Origin of the sequence: Uliginosibacterium silvisoli (assembly GCF_036017035.1) — a bacterium.
Classification (GTDB): Bacteria; Pseudomonadota; Gammaproteobacteria; order Burkholderiales; family Rhodocyclaceae; genus Viridibacterium; species Viridibacterium silvisoli.
On sequence record NZ_JAYXHS010000003.1, the window covers coordinates 445,021 to 459,798 of the forward strand.

Below are 14,778 nucleotides of genomic sequence, written 5' to 3' on the forward strand. Positions count from 1 at the left end.
TCTTCCCTGATCCTTGCGGATCATCAGCCCTGACCTATCGTCAGGGTTTTCTGCAAAAGCGCTTTGGCGGTGTTCATCATCTCGACATTGGTCTGGTAGGCACGTGACGCCGAAATCATGTTCGTCATCTCTTCCACCACATCGACGTTGGGCATCGTCACGTAGCCCTTTTCATCGGCGGCTGGGTTCTTCGGGTCATACACGATGCGCATCGGCGCAGCGCTCTCGACTACTTGTGTGACCTGTACGCCGGTTGCATACGGGCTGCTGCCAACCTGCTGAGCCTGGAACACCACTTGTTTGGCGTGATACGGCTTGCCGTCCGGCCCGGCAACGCTCTCGGCATTGGCGAGATTGCTGGCCGTCGTATTGAGGCGCTTGGACTGCGCGTGCATCGCAGAGCTTGCAATCCCGAAGACGTCAAACATGCTCATGATCGCTCTCCAGCCCTTACGCTCAGCCGTTCTGACCGGAGACGGCGGTCTGCATGCTCTTCAGCAGACCGTTGATGAAGCTCAGGCTGGCTTCATACTGCAAGGAGTTCTCGGCCATCGCCGCACGCTCCGTATCCATATCCACCGTATTGCCATCGACGCTGGATTGCATCTCGGGGCGGTATTGCAGATTCGCCGAGGTGACCATGCCGCTCATCGCGATATGACGCGGGGCGCTCGTTGCCAGCGCCAGAGGCTGACCAGCACGACCTTGCACGGCACCGCGCAATGCCTCACCGAAATTCATGTCACGTGCCTTGTAGTTAGGCGTATCGGCGTTGGCGATATTGGATGCGAGCACGGACTGACGTTGCGAACGCAGGTCGATCGCTGTCTTGTGAAAGCCCATCAGGTCATCGAGTCTGCTCATGATCTCTTCTCCATCATTCTTGCCGGCTTGTGATTTGGCGACTGCTGCAGAGGAAGACAGTTGCTGCCGACTCTGTTTCTGCTTCTTGCTCATCTCCGCCTCCCTCACCCCGGCAACTCGCCTGGTATCCGACGGACACTTTGCAGCTTTCGTGCCAGCATCGTAACGGCCTGTTTTGTTGATCGTCGCGCCGAAAAAGCGGCAAAACGGCTACCTATCCGGCAGTCGCCGCAAGCCCACCGGCAAACATTGCCGCTGCGCGGAAACGGCGCCGGAATGCACTTGCCGGCAGCGTTTTGCGCACGGGCAGGCGGGCCCGCGAAGTGACCCGCATTCATGGCTTTGTTCCCTTCGCTGAATCGTCGACAGGCATGATGAAATCGCGGGAGCCCGCCTTGCCGAATTGCGAAACCCCTCATGCAGAAGTCTCTTGCCACCCTGCTCTCCTGTGCGCTGTTCGCGCCCCTCCCCACACTCGCGATGAGTTCGCAGGACGTCGTCAACACAGTCACGGCGTTCTTGCAGGAACGCACGCTGGAGCTACCGGGCACCGTCAGCCTGAGCGTTACCCCTCCGGGCGAGCATCAACAGATCCTGCAACCCTGCATACAGGCACAAGCCTTCCTGCCGCAGGGGCAGAAAACCTGGGGGCGTGTCACGGTGGGGCTGCGCTGCGTGAGCGGCAGCAACGCTTCGCTGTACGTCAGCGCGCGCGTGAAGGTGGAAGGCAGTTACGTGAAGATGGCGCGCCCGATCTCCAGCGGCCAGCAGCTGTCTGCAAGTGATATGCAGATTGAACAGGGCGAGCTGACTGCCTACCCTGACGACATTGTCGTGGCGGTTGGTGACGCACTGGGCCAGATGACGAAGCAGGCGCTATCAGCCGGGCAGCCGTTGCGCGGCGCTTATCTGAAAGGCGAAGCCGGCATCCAGGCCGGGCAGACCGTCAAGGTGGTCGCCAGCGGAGGCGGCTTTTCGGTCGTCAATAGTGGTCGCGCACTCAACAGTGCTGCGCGCGGAACGCTGATCCGCGTCAAACTCGACAACGGCAAGATCATCAGCGGCATCGCCGGAACGGGCGATATTGTGGACGTCAGCACGGAACGCTGAGTCGGGAAGAGAACAGATCAGGAAGTCATGCAGTCGCCGGCCCGTCTTGCGCGACACACGCAAGCCGGGCCAGGACAACGGATCTCGTTATGGCGCAGGCGCTGGCTGCTCGAAGGTCTTGCACAGATCGTCCAGGCCGCTCAGCAGACTGTCGCTGGTACGGGCGAAGGTCTGATAGACCTGATCGCGCTCTTCACGCTCGACGTTGCGCTGCAGGATTTCGTTGAAGAAAACCCATTGCTGGTCGACGAGGAACAGCGCGCTGGACGACTTCGGCCGATCTTCACTGAGTTCGCGTACGCGCTTGATGCTGGCGAGATAGGCTTCCTGCGTCTTCTTCATGTCCGCCGTCAGCGAAGGTGCCGACACGCCAAGCGCCTTGAAGAAATACAGCTTGGCCATGCGCTGCGACAGCGTACGGGCCTGACCAGCCAGGCGCAGCCCTTCCGAAGGCTCGGCGCCAATGCGCTGACGCAACAGGTCCGAGCCCTTGGCTGCAGTGGCTACCAACTTGTCGCTCTGATCGGCGATAGCCTTCACCGTATCGGGCATGTTGAGCTTTTCAGGCTGACGGGGGGCGTTACCCTGAGTGCTGCCTACGAATGCAGTCGGCGGCAATTCAGACCCCAGCTCGCCGCGCGAATCACCACTGCGCACCTGCAACTGCACCGCGCTGGCTTCGGCCGCCTCGAGGTACTTGCTCCACAACTGTTCGAGTTGGGCATAGTTTTCCTTCAACTGCGGCGTATCGGCGTCGGCCTGCAGCGACTTCAGCTGCTTCACGTAACGACGTGAATCTTCGTCGAACTGACTGCTGCTGCGCGAACGCAGCGACGCAATGCCTTTCATCGCCCAGGTGCGCGACAGGCGCTCGGCCAGCATTTCCTGTTGTTCAGCCACATTCAGGCGTTGCAGCGCGTTATCCGCTGTCTTCTTTGCCGGCGTTGCAGCTGTGGCGGCTGCCGCCAGGTTTGTTGCGGCCAGCGACATGCTCAAGCCGACCGCGACACATACATTCAGGCCCACACTCCGAATACTCATCATTGAATTGTCCCCTGCTATCTGATTTTATGAATTGAATGCTGCTTTGTAGAAATGCTGCTGCGTAGCATTCCGCGAAAAAGCCTCGATGGCAATAGCTGAAATATGCACGGCAATAGCTTTCCTTCAGGTCCGGCAATACTTTTTTGTCACACAAATATCGCGAGGGGGCGAAGACTACCAGAGGGCAACGTCAGTCTTCACTGCACGAGTATCTACATGTAACGAGATAACTCACGGCACGCTGTGGAAAAAATACACAGTTGGCCGCCGAAATTTTCGACGCATCCGCCAGCCGGCAGCTTGTGGGCCGAAACGCCAGCATTGCGCTGCATCCGGGCGCGCACAAATCACGTAGGGAAGATGTATCGCACCTTGGAGAGGGAGGGCCTGCACGCCGGCCTCGGCCAAACCGCGATTGCGTGAGGCGCTGCACACAAACACAATGTATTCATACTCCGAGCATTCAAACCCTTTCATAGACAAAGGCGTGCCGCCTGATGCATTCATGAGCCGCAGCTTCACTTCGCAGGAAGATGTCCCGGCGCCGCCAGACAGGTCGCCGGGCTTTTATTGCGACACACCCGCCGATGAATTGCACGACACCACGCATGACGCGCCAGCCGAAACGGGCTTCGTACGCGCCCCGCTGGCGGCTCAGCCCGTGCAGGAGAGTCAGTTACAAGCATGGATTGCCGGCGTCACGCGTCAGGACCAAGCCGCTTTGAATGCCTTGTACCAAGCCTGTACGAGCCGCGTTTACGGCCTCGTTCTACGCATCACACGCAATGCAGAGCTTGCTGAAGAAGTCGTCGAAGACACGTTCTGGCAAGTCTGGCGGCAGGCGCCACGCTTCGATCCGGCGCGCGGCACTGCCCTTGCATGGATCCTCACCATGGCACGCAGTCGGGCACTCGATGCCTTGCGCGCACGCGACCCGGCGATGGCGACCGAGGACGTAACGGCCCTGCTCGACGCCAGGAGCGAACAGGCCATCGGCCCGGAAGATCTGCTGGATGCCGTGCAAAGCGGCCACCGCTTGCATCAGGCCTTGCAACAACTGGAAGTACAACCACGCCAGCTGATTGCACTGGCCTTTTTCCGCGGCTTGACGCACGACGAAATCGCGACGCACACCGGCGTGCCCTTGGGCACGGTGAAATCACATATCCGGCGCGGCTTGAATACCTTGCGCACCCTGCTGGGCGCGGAAGCGGAGGCATCATGAATCCACACAACACGGCGCTCAGCCCGGATAACGACACCATGGATGACACAGCACTGGCCGTAAGCCTGCTGGCCGATGGCCTGCGCCCTGCATTGCCTGCAGCACGGCGCGAGCAGGATTTGCACGCACGCCTGCAACGCCGCATTGCGGCCAGCGCAGCCAACCAGCGTGGCAGTCACACGGTGCGGCAAGGCGATCAGGTCTGGCAAAGTCTCGGCAAGGGCGCGCGTGCCTGTGTTCTGCACGACGACGGTCTCTTGCGCACGGCACTCGTCGAGTTCGCTCCCGGCACCAGCCTGCCAAGCCACCGCCACTTCGCCGACGAAGAATGCGTGGTGCTGCGCGGCAGCCTGTCGACGGGCGACCTGGTAGTCGGCCCGCAGGACTACCACCTCGCCCCCAGCGGCAGCAAACACCCCAGCATTGGTTCGGCAGAAGGCGCGTTGATCTTTCTGCGCGGCACTTCGATCGGCCACGGCACACGTATGCTGCGCGAGCTGGTATCGGCCTGGCTGCCAGGCCGTGGCGCCAGCCCGATCACGGTACGCAGCAGCGAAGGTGACTGGCGGACGATCGCCGACGGCGCACACATCAAGCCGCTCTGGATCAACGGCGAAAGCGCTTCACTGCTGTTGCGACTCGAGCCGGGTGCACGTTTGCCACGTGAGGCCCATGTGCAGGATGAAGAGTGTTTTGCGCTGGAGGGCGAAGCCTTTCTTGGCGACATCCTGCTGCGAAGCGGCGAATACCAGATGGCTCCACGCGGTTCGCAACAAGGCGAGCTGACCTCCGACGTGGGCAGCCTGCTGTTCCTGCACACCTCGGCCGGCTTCGCGCGCCAGGACGCGCGGTTAAGCTCTTGAATCGCTAGACAGGGCTCAGCTCGCCCGCTACCGGCTCCAGCATGCGCGCCGCAGTTTCTGCGGGCGAGAAACCACGTGCCAGCAACAGCTGCAATTTCACCAGCGCGGCCGGCAGGGTCATGTCCCGGCCGGCGACCACTCCTGCTGCGCTCAGCCCGGCGCCAGTCACATAAGACGAGAGACTGACGCTGCCATGCCCGGTCTGCGTCACGGCCACCAGCACTACGCCTTGTGCGTGGGCCGCCTGCAGCGCGGCAAGGAAATCCGGCTGTTGTGGCGCATTGCCACTGCCGTAGCAGGCCAACACCCAGCCGCTCGGAGCGTCGGGGAGCGCCAGCGCTGCGTTCATCAGGCCGCTCGGAAAGCCCGGGTGCAGATGCACGCCCCACACCGGCGCCATGGCCTCTCGCATGGCGACAAAACCAGCGCCCGCATCTTCCGCATCGAAAGGCGCTGAATGAGCTGCCAGCAGGGCTTGGGCATTCAACACTACGCCGCCTTCAGACACCGCACCCAGCAACGGCCAGTTCGGCGACGCAAATGCGTCCAGCTCAGCGGCGCTGCGTTTGACACAACGATTGCCGCGCAAGATCTGCCCTGCGAAACACACGCAGACTTCGTACAACCCCGGCGTGCTGGCAACGGCGATAGCGTCGGCCAGGTTGCGCGGCGCGTCCGACATCGCAGCAAGTAAGGGGTGCTGCGAACCGGTAAGCACCACCGGCTTGTCGAGGCCAGGCAACAAATATGAAAGGGCTGCGGCGCTGAAAGCCAGCGTGTCCGTACCGTGCAGCACGACAAACCCGTCGAAATCCGACCAGGCGGCAAGCAAGGCAGACGCAATATCCAGCCAGTCCGTCGGCTGCATGTCGGCGCTGTCGAGCGGCTGCGGCAAGGCGCGTAGCTCACAGCCGCCAGGCAACAGACCCTGCCCGGCCAGCGTCGAGGAAAAACGCTCGGCCGTCATCGGCGCCAGCGGCTGGCCTTCGCAACCGATGGTTCCACCCGTATAGAGCAACAGAATTCGTTTCATGACTTCCCTGTTCAATCCCGGCATGGCAGGCCTTGCCGCCACCCACAGAACCCGGCACTTCCTGCCGTATTCACAGCGCTCTTTGTCGCGTCACGGCACCGCAAAAGGTCGCAAGAGCGCTATTGGCCTAAAGAATACAAGGGGAATAGCCGCTGATTGTGTTGTAGGAATCAAACCGGGAAGAAACGATCAGTACGACAGACAGAATCTGCCGCGCTCAGGAAGCCAGCCCAAGCTCTAAAAAAAGGGCTAAAGTTTGCTTCAATTCGACCGTTACACCCGGTGAGACGGCTGGACTCGGGTTTACCATCAGGAAAAATTTGCCATGTTTTACGATGTGGCAAAGGCTTCCGGAGTAACAAAGCCGATCCGCCAAACACCTTGAGTAAAAGGGAAACGCAATGAAAATCGATAATTCAGTCAAGTCGTCCGGTCAGGTTGCCGGCGACAACAAGACCCGCGCAGCACGAGAGCCCTCGTCCAGCCCGGTCCAGACCAGTGGTGGCGGCACGCAAGTAGCGCTGTCCGGCAAGCTGGACCAGTTGGTCGCGCAAGCTCCTGTCGTGGACGGCGCCAAGGTCGACGAAATCAAGCAGGCCATTTCCAACGGCCGCTTCCAGGTCAATCCCGAGAAGGTCGCTGACGGCCTGATCGAGAGCGTCCGCCAGATGCTGTCGGCTCAACCGCAATCCGCCTAAGCAAGCGTGGCAATCAGCGTTAACAGTGCCCAGAGTGGCATTGACCAGGGGGCATCGCGTCAGCGACTGATCTCCCTGCTCGGTGCTGAGCGTGACCTCATGCGCGACTTCATCGCCGTGTTGGGTCAGGAGCGCGAAACACTGACACAAACCGATATGGAACCCTTGTTCGCACTTTCCGAACGCAAGGGCCAGCTCGTCCGCCAGCTTGATCAGTTGTCCGCAGCACGCACGGCGCTGTTCGCGCAGGTCGGCCTGCAGCACAACCGTGAAGGCATCCAGAAGCTGCTGGGCGACGTCGGCGCGCCCGCATGGGGCGAATACCTCGCCGTGGCCGAACAGGCCCGCAACATCAATCTGGAAAATGGCCGCATCATCACCGAGCGCTTGAAGAACAATCATCAGGCGCTCGCGGTATTGATGGCACATGCCGACCAGCCCACTACCTATGGACCGGATGGTGTATCACGCACCCGCCCGGGCTCGCGCATCCTCGGCAGCGTTTAGCGAACGCGCGCGGTACGCCGCCGGCACGAGCAAGCTACAGACAAGAGCAGAAGCAGACCCGCTTCTGCTTTTTGCATTTCTGCGCCCGGCGTTACGCATCGGTTTATTTCCGGTCTGTTGCTTTTCCTCACGCTCTGGCGCTCATACCCACAGCGCCATCAACGCTTTACCGTGCGCCCGGTGACGCAGGCAGGTTAAAATCGCGGCTTCCCAAAAATCCGGCCAGTTCCGCATTTGCCCATGAAAGCCGCAGAAATCCGCTCGACCTTCCTCAATTTCTTTGAGTCCAAGGGTCACCAAATCGTTGCATCCAGTCCGGTAGTCCCCGGCGACGATCCCACCCTGCTGTTTACCAACGCGGGGATGAACCAGTTCAAGGACGTCTTCCTCGGCTTCGACAAGCGCCCCTACACGCGCGCTGCGACGGCGCAGAAGTGCATCCGCGCTGGCGGCAAGCACAACGATCTGGAAAACGTCGGCTACACGGCGCGCCACCACACCTTCTTCGAGATGCTGGGCAACTTCAGCTTCGGCGACTACTTCAAGCAGGACGCGATCAAGTACGCCTGGGAGCTGCTCACCGAAGTCTTCAAGCTGCCCAAGGACAAGCTGTGGGCCACCGTTTACGCGGAAGACGACGAGGCCTATGACATCTGGACGAACCAGATCGGCCTGCCGGCAGAACGCGTGATCCGCATCGGCGACAACAAGGGCTCACGCTACGCCTCGGACAATTTCTGGATGATGGGCGATACGGGCCCTTGCGGCCCTTGCTCCGAAATCTTCTACGACTTCGGCCCGGACGTCGCCGGTGGCCCACCCGGCAGCCCCGACGAAGATGGCGATCGCTACACCGAGGTGTGGAACAACGTGTTCATGCAGTTCAATCGTCGCGTCGACGAGAACGGCAACTACGTCATGGACCTGCTGCCCAAGCCCAGTGTCGATACCGGCATGGGTCTTGAGCGTCTGACGCGCGTGCTGCAGAACGTCCCGACGAACTACGACATCGATCTGTTCGTAAACCTGATGGCGGCTGCAAGACGCGAAGTCGAAGCCGCAGGTGGCGACAATGTGGACAAGGATTCGCCTTCGTTGAAGGCCATCGCCGACCACATCCGTGCCTGCTCCTTCACCGTCGCCGATGGCGTAGTGCCTTCCAACGAAGGTCGCGGCTATGTGTTGCGCCGTATCGCGCGTCGCGCCATCCGCCATGGCTACAAGCTGGGTGCGCGCACCCCCTTCTTCTACAAGCTGGTCGACGCGCTGACCCGTGAGATGGGCAAGGCCTATCCCGAGCTGGAAGCCAAGCAACGTCGCATCACCGAGGTACTCAAGCAGGAAGAAGAACGCTTCTTCCAGACCATTGCCAACGGCATGGAAATCCTCGAAGCGGCGCTCGTTGACCTTGGCGCCGACAAGGTGCTCGACGGCGAGCTGGCCTTCAAGCTGCACGACACCTACGGCTTCCCACTGGATTTGACCGCTGACGTGTTGCGCGAGCGCGGCCTGTCGGTCGACGAAGCCGGCTTCAATGCCGCGATGACGCGCCAGCGCGAGCAGGCGCGCGCCGCGGGCAAGTTCAAGATGGCACAAGGCCTCGACTACAAGGGCACGGCGACCACCTTCCAGGGCTACGAGAAGCTCATGGTGGAAGACGCCAAGGTCACCGGCCTCTACGTCGATGGCAGCCCGGTCGAAGTCATCCGCGCCGGTGAAGATGCGGTGGTCGTGCTCGACAACACGCCGTTCTATGCCGAGTCTGGCGGCCAGAGCGGCGACTGCGGCGTGCTGATCAATGGCAAGGCCGGCTTCACGGTAGATGACACCTTCAAGATCCAGGCCGACGTGTTCGGCCATCTCGGCCGCGTACTCGAAGGCGAGATCCGCATCGGCGACACCATCGACGCACGCGTGCGCGGTGTGCAGCGCGCTGCCACGGCACGCAATCACTCGGCGACCCACCTGATGCACAAGGCATTGCGCGAAGTGCTGGGCAATCACGTGCAGCAGAAAGGCTCGCTGGTCGATGTCGACAAGACGCGCTTCGACTTCGCCCACAACGCGCCGATGACGGATGAGGAAATCCTCAAGGTCGAACAGATCGTAAACCGCGAAATCCTCACGAATGCTGCTACGCAGGCACGTGTGATGGGCATCGAGGATGCACAACAGACCGGCGCCATGATGCTGTTCGGCGAAAAGTACGGTGATAGCGTTCGCGTGCTGGACATCGGCTCCTCGCGCGAACTGTGCGGCGGCACGCACGTCTCCCGCACGGGCGACATCGGCTTCTTCAAGATCGTCATGGAAGGCGGCGTGGCGGCAGGCGTGCGCCGCGTCGAAGCCGTCACGGGCGAGAACGCCATGAACCTGATTCTCGAACGTGAAGCGCTGCTCGAAAGCGTGGCGGCGCAGCTCAAGACCCCGGTGGCCGACGTTCCGGCCAAGCTCGCGCAAACCCAGGAGCACGTCAAGGCGCTGGAGAAGGAACTGGCCGCGCTCAAGGGCAAGCTCGCCAGCAGCCAGAGCGACGCACTGGCAGAGCAGGCCATCGATGTCAATGGCATCAAGGTACTGGCCGCGACGCTGGATGGTGCCGACGTACCCGCTCTGCGCGAAGCCGTCGACAAATTGCGCGACAAACTCGGCACTGCAGCGGTGGTACTGGCCGCTGTCGCCGATGGCAAGGTGTCCTTGATCGCGGGCGTCACAGCCAACCTGACGGGCAAGGTCAAAGCCGGCGAACTGGTCAACATGGTCGCCCAGCAAGTCGGCGGCAAAGGCGGTGGTCGCCCGGACATGGCACAGGCAGGCGGCACCAACCCCGCCACGCTGCCAGCAGCGCTGGCATCCGTCGGTGCATGGGTCTCCGCCCGCCTCTGACCGGCATGCGCACTGCAAACCTCACCAAGCCCCCGTCAGGCCTCCTGACGGGGGCTTTTTCTTGGTGCTGCGCCGCCACAAGTGCCCACATGGCCGTAACCGCTCTTCTCAAGAACGCGCGACCATACGCCGTTATGCTGAATTGGGTATCGATCCAGCGCCTGCCCCACATTTCCGGAAACAATCTGTGTCTGTTGCGCCTGCCCTGACCGCTTTGCAGCCAGCCCCGGCAAGCCCCAGCCGACTACCTGCGCGTGACACCGGCATCCAGGTCGTGGCAGCGCTGATGCTGATCTTCAGCCTGTCGCTGGCCGTCGCGTTCTGGCAGAACCAGAAGTCCGTACCGCAGCGTCTCTACGAAGCTGCCGTCGCCGAACATGCGCGCGCCCTCTTCGACCACATGCAGGATCAGTTGCAACTCGCTGACCGGATGCTGCACACACTGGATGTCGTCTCGTCCTTGCAGGACGTCGACGACACCACCTTTCGACGCCTCGCCAAGAGTCTCAGCCCGGGTTTCCAGGATCTGCAGGCGCTCGCACTGGCGCGCGTAAGCAATGACGGCGGCCGTGTGCGAACACTACTGTTCCGCACCGGCGACGCGGTAGATGCGAGCCCGACAGCGGGCCATGCGATGACGGCGGCGCTGGAGCAACTCGCGGAAAGTGCCGCCCGCATGTCCAACAGCAGCGGCCGCCTGACCCTGGCGGGCCCTCTCACCGGCAACAACATCCGCCTGCTGGCCATCGCCCAGGCCAGCCGTTCCGGCGCTACCCACGTAGCGCTCATCGATCTCGACAAGTGGCTCGAGACTGTGCAAGGCATGCATGCCGAATGGGTGAAGGTTGCCATCCGGCTGCCCAATGGCCCCACACTGGGCAAGGGCCAGCCCAACCTCGCAGCAGACGATGCGAGCAACATACGTTTCGACTTCGACAACATCAGTCCCCGCGCCCAGCTGGTCGTGACCGCGCAGCCTGCGCCACCCGCCTCGCCACAAACCATTCTCGGCGCCAGTGGCATTGCCCTGTTTGGCATCCTGATGGCGGGGCTGGTCCTGTTTTTCGGTCGTCGCAGCAGCGAGGCAACCGCCGCTGCGAATCTGGTCGGGCAAGCATTGACGGCCAGCGACGAGCGCTTGCAGCGCGCCTTGCAACTGACCGAGGATGGCATCTGGGAATACGATCTGCGACGCCGGACCTTTTACCTTTCAGGTCAGGCCCTGGCACTGCTCGGCTGGGAGCATGACGGAAAAAACGCCACCAATGCCCCCCGCACCCCCGCAGCGGTGCTGCGCATGCTACCGCGCCAATGGCGCCGTGAAGTGCTCCGCGTCGCCATCGAGACTGCGGGCAAGCCGGCGACGCGCGAACTGAAGTTCCCGGTCAGTGACGCCATGCAAAGCGCACGCTGGCTACGACTACGCGTGCGTGGCACCAGCGACGCGGCGGGCAGGTCCTGGTTGATCACGGGCAGCCTGGCCGACATCAGTGACGAGATCACCCATGCCAGCGCACAGGATCGCTACCGAGCCTTGTTGATGCGCATCCTGGATGCAATGCCGATCCCGGTTGCGGTGAAGACAGCCGATCAGAAAGTCGTGATGCTCAACGAGCGTTATGCCACCCAGTTGATGAGCTCACTGGAAGCCGTCTACAAGCGGAGTGCCGCGTCTGACGATGCCGTAGAGCACAGGGCGCCAGGGCACAAGAGCGAAGACTTCGCATCGCGCATGGAAGAGCTGGATCAGATGGCGATCGCCACGGGCGAAGCGCAGGTAGCCCATGAATGGCTGCGCACCAGCGACGGCGAAGAGCTGTACCTGCGCATCACCCGCGTACTGTGCGACGGCCTCAACGGGGAGCCCATCGTGCTCGGCACCTACGAGGACCTCACCGAACTGCAACGTCAGGCGCAGCAACAGACCGCCTTGCGCGAGTACTTCGAGAAAATTTTTGATTGGCTGCCCAGCCCCACGTACATCAAGGACGCCAACCATCGCTACATCCTGACCAATCAGGCACACGCGCGCGTCAACAAGACCACCAAGGAAGAGATGATAGGCAAGCGCTCGGCCGACTATTCGCCGGACGAAGCTGACGAGGTCGAAGCCGCCGAGCGTTACCTGCTATCGACGGGCAGCGAGGAAATCCACGAAAAGGAGTATTTCCTCAACTCCGGCAACATGCAGCGCAACACCATCATCCGCAAGGTGCGCATCACGGATCCGGCCGGCAATCCGGTCCTGCTCGGCACCTCATCGAATGTCACCGTGCTGCGCGAAGCGGAGAAGGATTTGCGCCACCAGGCCGAACAGCAATCTCGCCTGCGCAAGTTCCTGCAAGACGTATTTGATGCCGTACCGCATCCGCTATTCGTCAAGGACCGTCAGTTTCGCTATGTCATGACCAATCGCGCGCACTCCGAATCGGTCGGCGCGCGCATGGAAGACATCCTCGGCAAACGCTCGGCGGACTTTGTCAGCGAAGACGTGGCGCACCTTATCGAAGAATCGGAAGAGAACCTGTTCGCGAATGACTCATCGGAGGCCATCGAAGGCGAGTTCCTGCTCACCCATCGCAATGGCGAAAAGCGCTACACCTTGATCCGCAAGGCTCTGTGCACCGATGCAGACGGGCGCCCTGTATTGGTAGGCGTGAATACGGATATCACGCGGCTACGCGAAGCAGAGGCCGGCCTGCGCGAACACCACGGACAACTCACTGAACTGGTGCGCGCGCAGACCATCGACTTGGTTCATGCCAAGGAGGTAGCCGAGCGCGCCAATGAAACAAAATCAGCCTTCCTCGCCAATATGTCGCATGAGTTGCGCACGCCATTGCATGCCATCCTGAGCTTCGCGCAGCTCGGCGAGTCGCGTATCGACCGCCTCGACCGCGAGAAGCTCCTCGAGTATTTCAATCGCATCCGCGTCAGTGGCGATCGCCTGCTGAGCATGCTCAACGACTTGCTCGACCTCGCCAAACTCGAGGCTGGCCGCGCCACGCTGGACATTCGCCCAACGCGTATCGAGAACACGGTACTCGAAAGCACGCATGAGTTCGAAGCATGGGTGACGGCACGCCATCTGCAACTCACGACCACCATTGAACCGGGGCTGCCGCGCATCATGGTCGATGCCGCAAAGATCGGTCAGGTGCTGCGCAATCTGCTATCGAATGCCATCAAGTTCTCACCGGAACATGGACGGATCGTGCTCACACTGCGCAGTTGCGATCTGCCACATAAAGGTGGTCACTCGCCGGGCGTGGAGATCAGCGTGGCTGACGAAGGCCAGGGCATCCCCGAGGCAGAGCTGGAAAGCATTTTCGAAAAGTTCGTGCAAAGCAGCCTTCAACAAGTCGTTGGCGGCACCGGCCTCGGACTGGCGATCTGCCGCGAGATCGTTGCCGCGCACAGCGGGCAGGTGTTCGCGCGCAACCGCGAGGGCAACGGTGCCGAGTTCATCGTGCGCCTGCTCGTCGATCGGCGCGCCCCGCGTGACGCGCAAATCACCGACAGCGAGGATAGACGCGAGCAGCCTGTTGTCCATGCCGCCGATACCGATGGATCTCCACACAGCAGCGATCACCAAGAGACCGAACAATGACAGCTTCGCTGCTCGTCGTCGACGACGAACCGATCAACCTCGAAATCATCAGCGAGTTTCTCGAGGACGAACCTTTTTCCCTTTCCCTGGCCGACAGCGGCGAGGCGGCGTGGCGGCTGCTCGACGAGCGCCCATCTGCGTATAACGCCGTCATTCTCGATCGCATGATGCCTGGCATGAGTGGCATCGATCTGCTGCGCAGGATCAAGGCTGACCCGCGCATGGAGCATCTGCCTGTCATCATGCAGACGGCTGCCGCAGCGTCCGAGCAGGTTGCCGAAGGGCTCGCTGCGGGCGCGTACTACTACCTCATAAAGCCGTACGAACGCACCACGCTGCTGTCCATCATCAATGCAGCGCTGGAAGACCTGACGCGATGGGATGACCTGACACAGCGCATGTCGCACAACGTGCTGGCGTTGAGCCTGGCCAGCGAAGCGCAGTTCATGGTGCGGACACTCGAGGAAGCTCAAGCGGTAGCGGGTCTTGTGGCCCAGGTTGCGGCCGAGCCGGAAACCGCCGTGGTAGGTCTCGCCGAATTGCTGGTGAATGGCGTCGAGCACGGCAATCTGGGAATCGACTTTGCAGGCAAGTCCCGCCTCAAGTATGAAGAGTCCTGGGCGGAGGAAGTCGAGCGTCGTCTTGCCTTGCCTGAAAACCAGCACAAGCGCGTGCGGCTGCATCTCCAGGCTTGCGTTGAAGGCTGGAAGGTCACCATCAGCGACGATGGCGAGGGTTTCGACTGGCAGTCCTTCCTCGAAGTCGCTCCCGAGCGGGCTTTTGCCCCTAACGGCCGTGGCATCGTTCTCGCGCGCAAGCTGGCTTTCACGCGCGTCACTTATCTTGGCAAAGGCAATCATGTCGAAGTACTGATGCCAGCCGCTCGACGAAACTAACAGGTTTCACAAATTTTGCGGATTTCAGGTTATTTCCCGCTC

The 14,778-nt window shown here is 61.5% G+C and carries 13 protein-coding genes; 9 read left to right on the forward strand and 4 right to left on the reverse strand.

The window, feature by feature from the left end; genetic code table 11:
* Positions 1 to 23: 23 nt before the first annotated feature.
* Positions 24 to 434, reverse strand: coding sequence for a flagellar basal body rod protein FlgC (gene flgC, locus VVD49_RS16730; protein WP_327600347.1), 411 nt, complete (start codon positions 432 to 434; stop codon positions 24 to 26).
* Positions 435 to 456: 22 nt separating this feature from the next.
* Entirely contained in the window at positions 457 to 864 is a 408-nt protein-coding gene (flgB, locus tag VVD49_RS16735) for a flagellar basal body rod protein FlgB (RefSeq protein ID WP_416384910.1), read from the reverse strand.
* Positions 865 to 1,281: 417 nt separating this feature from the next.
* Between flgB and flgA the strand changes: the two genes are divergently transcribed.
* Entirely contained in the window at positions 1,282 to 1,974 is a 693-nt protein-coding gene (gene flgA, locus VVD49_RS16740) for a flagellar basal body P-ring formation chaperone FlgA (RefSeq protein WP_327600348.1), read from the forward strand.
* An 87-nt stretch (positions 1,975 to 2,061) separates the two neighbouring features.
* On the opposite strand, the gene VVD49_RS16745 is transcribed toward flgA, so the two are convergent.
* The gene (locus VVD49_RS16745; protein ID WP_327600349.1) at positions 2,062 to 3,018 is read right to left on the reverse strand and encodes a hypothetical protein; all 957 of its coding nucleotides are present in this window, start codon (positions 3,016 to 3,018) and stop codon (positions 2,062 to 2,064) included.
* 505 nt (positions 3,019 to 3,523) lie between these two features.
* Between VVD49_RS16745 and VVD49_RS16750 the strand changes: the two genes are divergently transcribed.
* On the forward strand, positions 3,524 to 4,243 hold the full coding sequence (locus VVD49_RS16750) for a sigma-70 family RNA polymerase sigma factor (protein WP_327600350.1): 720 nt from the start codon (positions 3,524 to 3,526) through the stop codon (positions 4,241 to 4,243).
* The gene (locus VVD49_RS16755; RefSeq protein WP_327600351.1) at positions 4,240 to 5,106 is read left to right on the forward strand and encodes a cupin domain-containing protein; all 867 of its coding nucleotides are present in this window, start codon (positions 4,240 to 4,242) and stop codon (positions 5,104 to 5,106) included. The genes VVD49_RS16750 and VVD49_RS16755 overlap by 4 nt, the downstream gene beginning before the upstream one ends.
* A 4-nt stretch (positions 5,107 to 5,110) precedes the next feature.
* Here VVD49_RS16755 and VVD49_RS16760 read toward each other — a convergent pair whose 3' ends face one another.
* The gene (locus VVD49_RS16760) at positions 5,111 to 6,139 is read right to left on the reverse strand and encodes an asparaginase (protein WP_327600352.1); all 1,029 of its coding nucleotides are present in this window, start codon (positions 6,137 to 6,139) and stop codon (positions 5,111 to 5,113) included.
* On the opposite strand from VVD49_RS16760, the gene VVD49_RS16765 reads away from it, so the two are divergent.
* From VVD49_RS16765 to VVD49_RS16790, 6 genes are all read left to right on the forward strand, one after another.
* A complete protein-coding gene (locus VVD49_RS16765; RefSeq protein ID WP_327600353.1) occupies positions 6,138 to 6,380 on the forward strand; it encodes a hypothetical protein in 243 nt (80 codons plus the stop codon). The two genes, VVD49_RS16760 and VVD49_RS16765, sit on opposite strands and share 2 nt — an antisense overlap.
* 160 nt (positions 6,381 to 6,540) lie before the next feature.
* Entirely contained in the window at positions 6,541 to 6,837 is a 297-nt protein-coding gene (flgM, locus tag VVD49_RS16770) for a flagellar biosynthesis anti-sigma factor FlgM (protein WP_327600354.1), read from the forward strand.
* 6 nt (positions 6,838 to 6,843) lie between these two features.
* Positions 6,844 to 7,344, forward strand: a complete 501-nt coding sequence (locus tag VVD49_RS16775) for a flagella synthesis protein FlgN (protein WP_327600355.1) — start codon at positions 6,844 to 6,846, stop codon at positions 7,342 to 7,344.
* A gap of 240 nt (positions 7,345 to 7,584) precedes the next feature.
* Entirely contained in the window at positions 7,585 to 10,230 is a 2,646-nt protein-coding gene (alaS, locus tag VVD49_RS16780) for an alanine--tRNA ligase (protein ID WP_327600356.1), read from the forward strand.
* A gap of 187 nt (positions 10,231 to 10,417) precedes the next feature.
* Positions 10,418 to 13,840 (forward strand): PAS domain-containing protein, encoded by a 3,423-nt coding sequence (locus VVD49_RS16785; protein WP_327600357.1) that lies wholly within the window; start codon positions 10,418 to 10,420, stop codon positions 13,838 to 13,840.
* Positions 13,837 to 14,736 carry a response regulator gene (locus tag VVD49_RS16790; protein ID WP_327600358.1) on the forward strand — a complete coding sequence of 300 codons (900 nt, stop codon included), beginning with the start codon at positions 13,837 to 13,839 and terminating at the stop codon, positions 14,734 to 14,736. The genes VVD49_RS16785 and VVD49_RS16790 overlap by 4 nt, the downstream gene beginning before the upstream one ends.
* Positions 14,737 to 14,778: the final 42 nt, after the last annotated feature.

What these genes read in the sequence shown, in the direction of transcription:
- flgC (WP_327600347.1), bottom strand. Translation starts at nt 434, where the DNA reads ATGAGCATGTTTGACGTCTTCGGGATTGCAAGCTCTGCGATGCACGCG.
- flgB (WP_416384910.1), bottom strand. Translation starts at nt 864, where the DNA reads ATGAGCAGACTCGATGACCTGATGGGCTTTCACAAGACAGCGATCGAC.
- flgA (WP_327600348.1), top strand. Translation starts at nt 1,282, where the DNA reads ATGCAGAAGTCTCTTGCCACCCTGCTCTCCTGTGCGCTGTTCGCGCCC.
- VVD49_RS16745 (WP_327600349.1), bottom strand. Translation starts at nt 3,018, where the DNA reads ATGATGAGTATTCGGAGTGTGGGCCTGAATGTATGTGTCGCGGTCGGC.
- VVD49_RS16750 (WP_327600350.1), top strand. Translation starts at nt 3,524, where the DNA reads ATGAGCCGCAGCTTCACTTCGCAGGAAGATGTCCCGGCGCCGCCAGAC.
- VVD49_RS16755 (WP_327600351.1), top strand. Translation starts at nt 4,240, where the DNA reads ATGAATCCACACAACACGGCGCTCAGCCCGGATAACGACACCATGGAT.
- VVD49_RS16765 (WP_327600353.1), top strand. Translation starts at nt 6,138, where the DNA reads ATGACTTCCCTGTTCAATCCCGGCATGGCAGGCCTTGCCGCCACCCAC.
- VVD49_RS16760 (WP_327600352.1), bottom strand. Translation starts at nt 6,139, where the DNA reads ATGAAACGAATTCTGTTGCTCTATACGGGTGGAACCATCGGTTGCGAA.
- flgM (WP_327600354.1), top strand. Translation starts at nt 6,541, where the DNA reads ATGAAAATCGATAATTCAGTCAAGTCGTCCGGTCAGGTTGCCGGCGAC.
- alaS (WP_327600356.1), top strand. Translation starts at nt 7,585, where the DNA reads ATGAAAGCCGCAGAAATCCGCTCGACCTTCCTCAATTTCTTTGAGTCC.
- VVD49_RS16790 (WP_327600358.1), top strand. Translation starts at nt 13,837, where the DNA reads ATGACAGCTTCGCTGCTCGTCGTCGACGACGAACCGATCAACCTCGAA.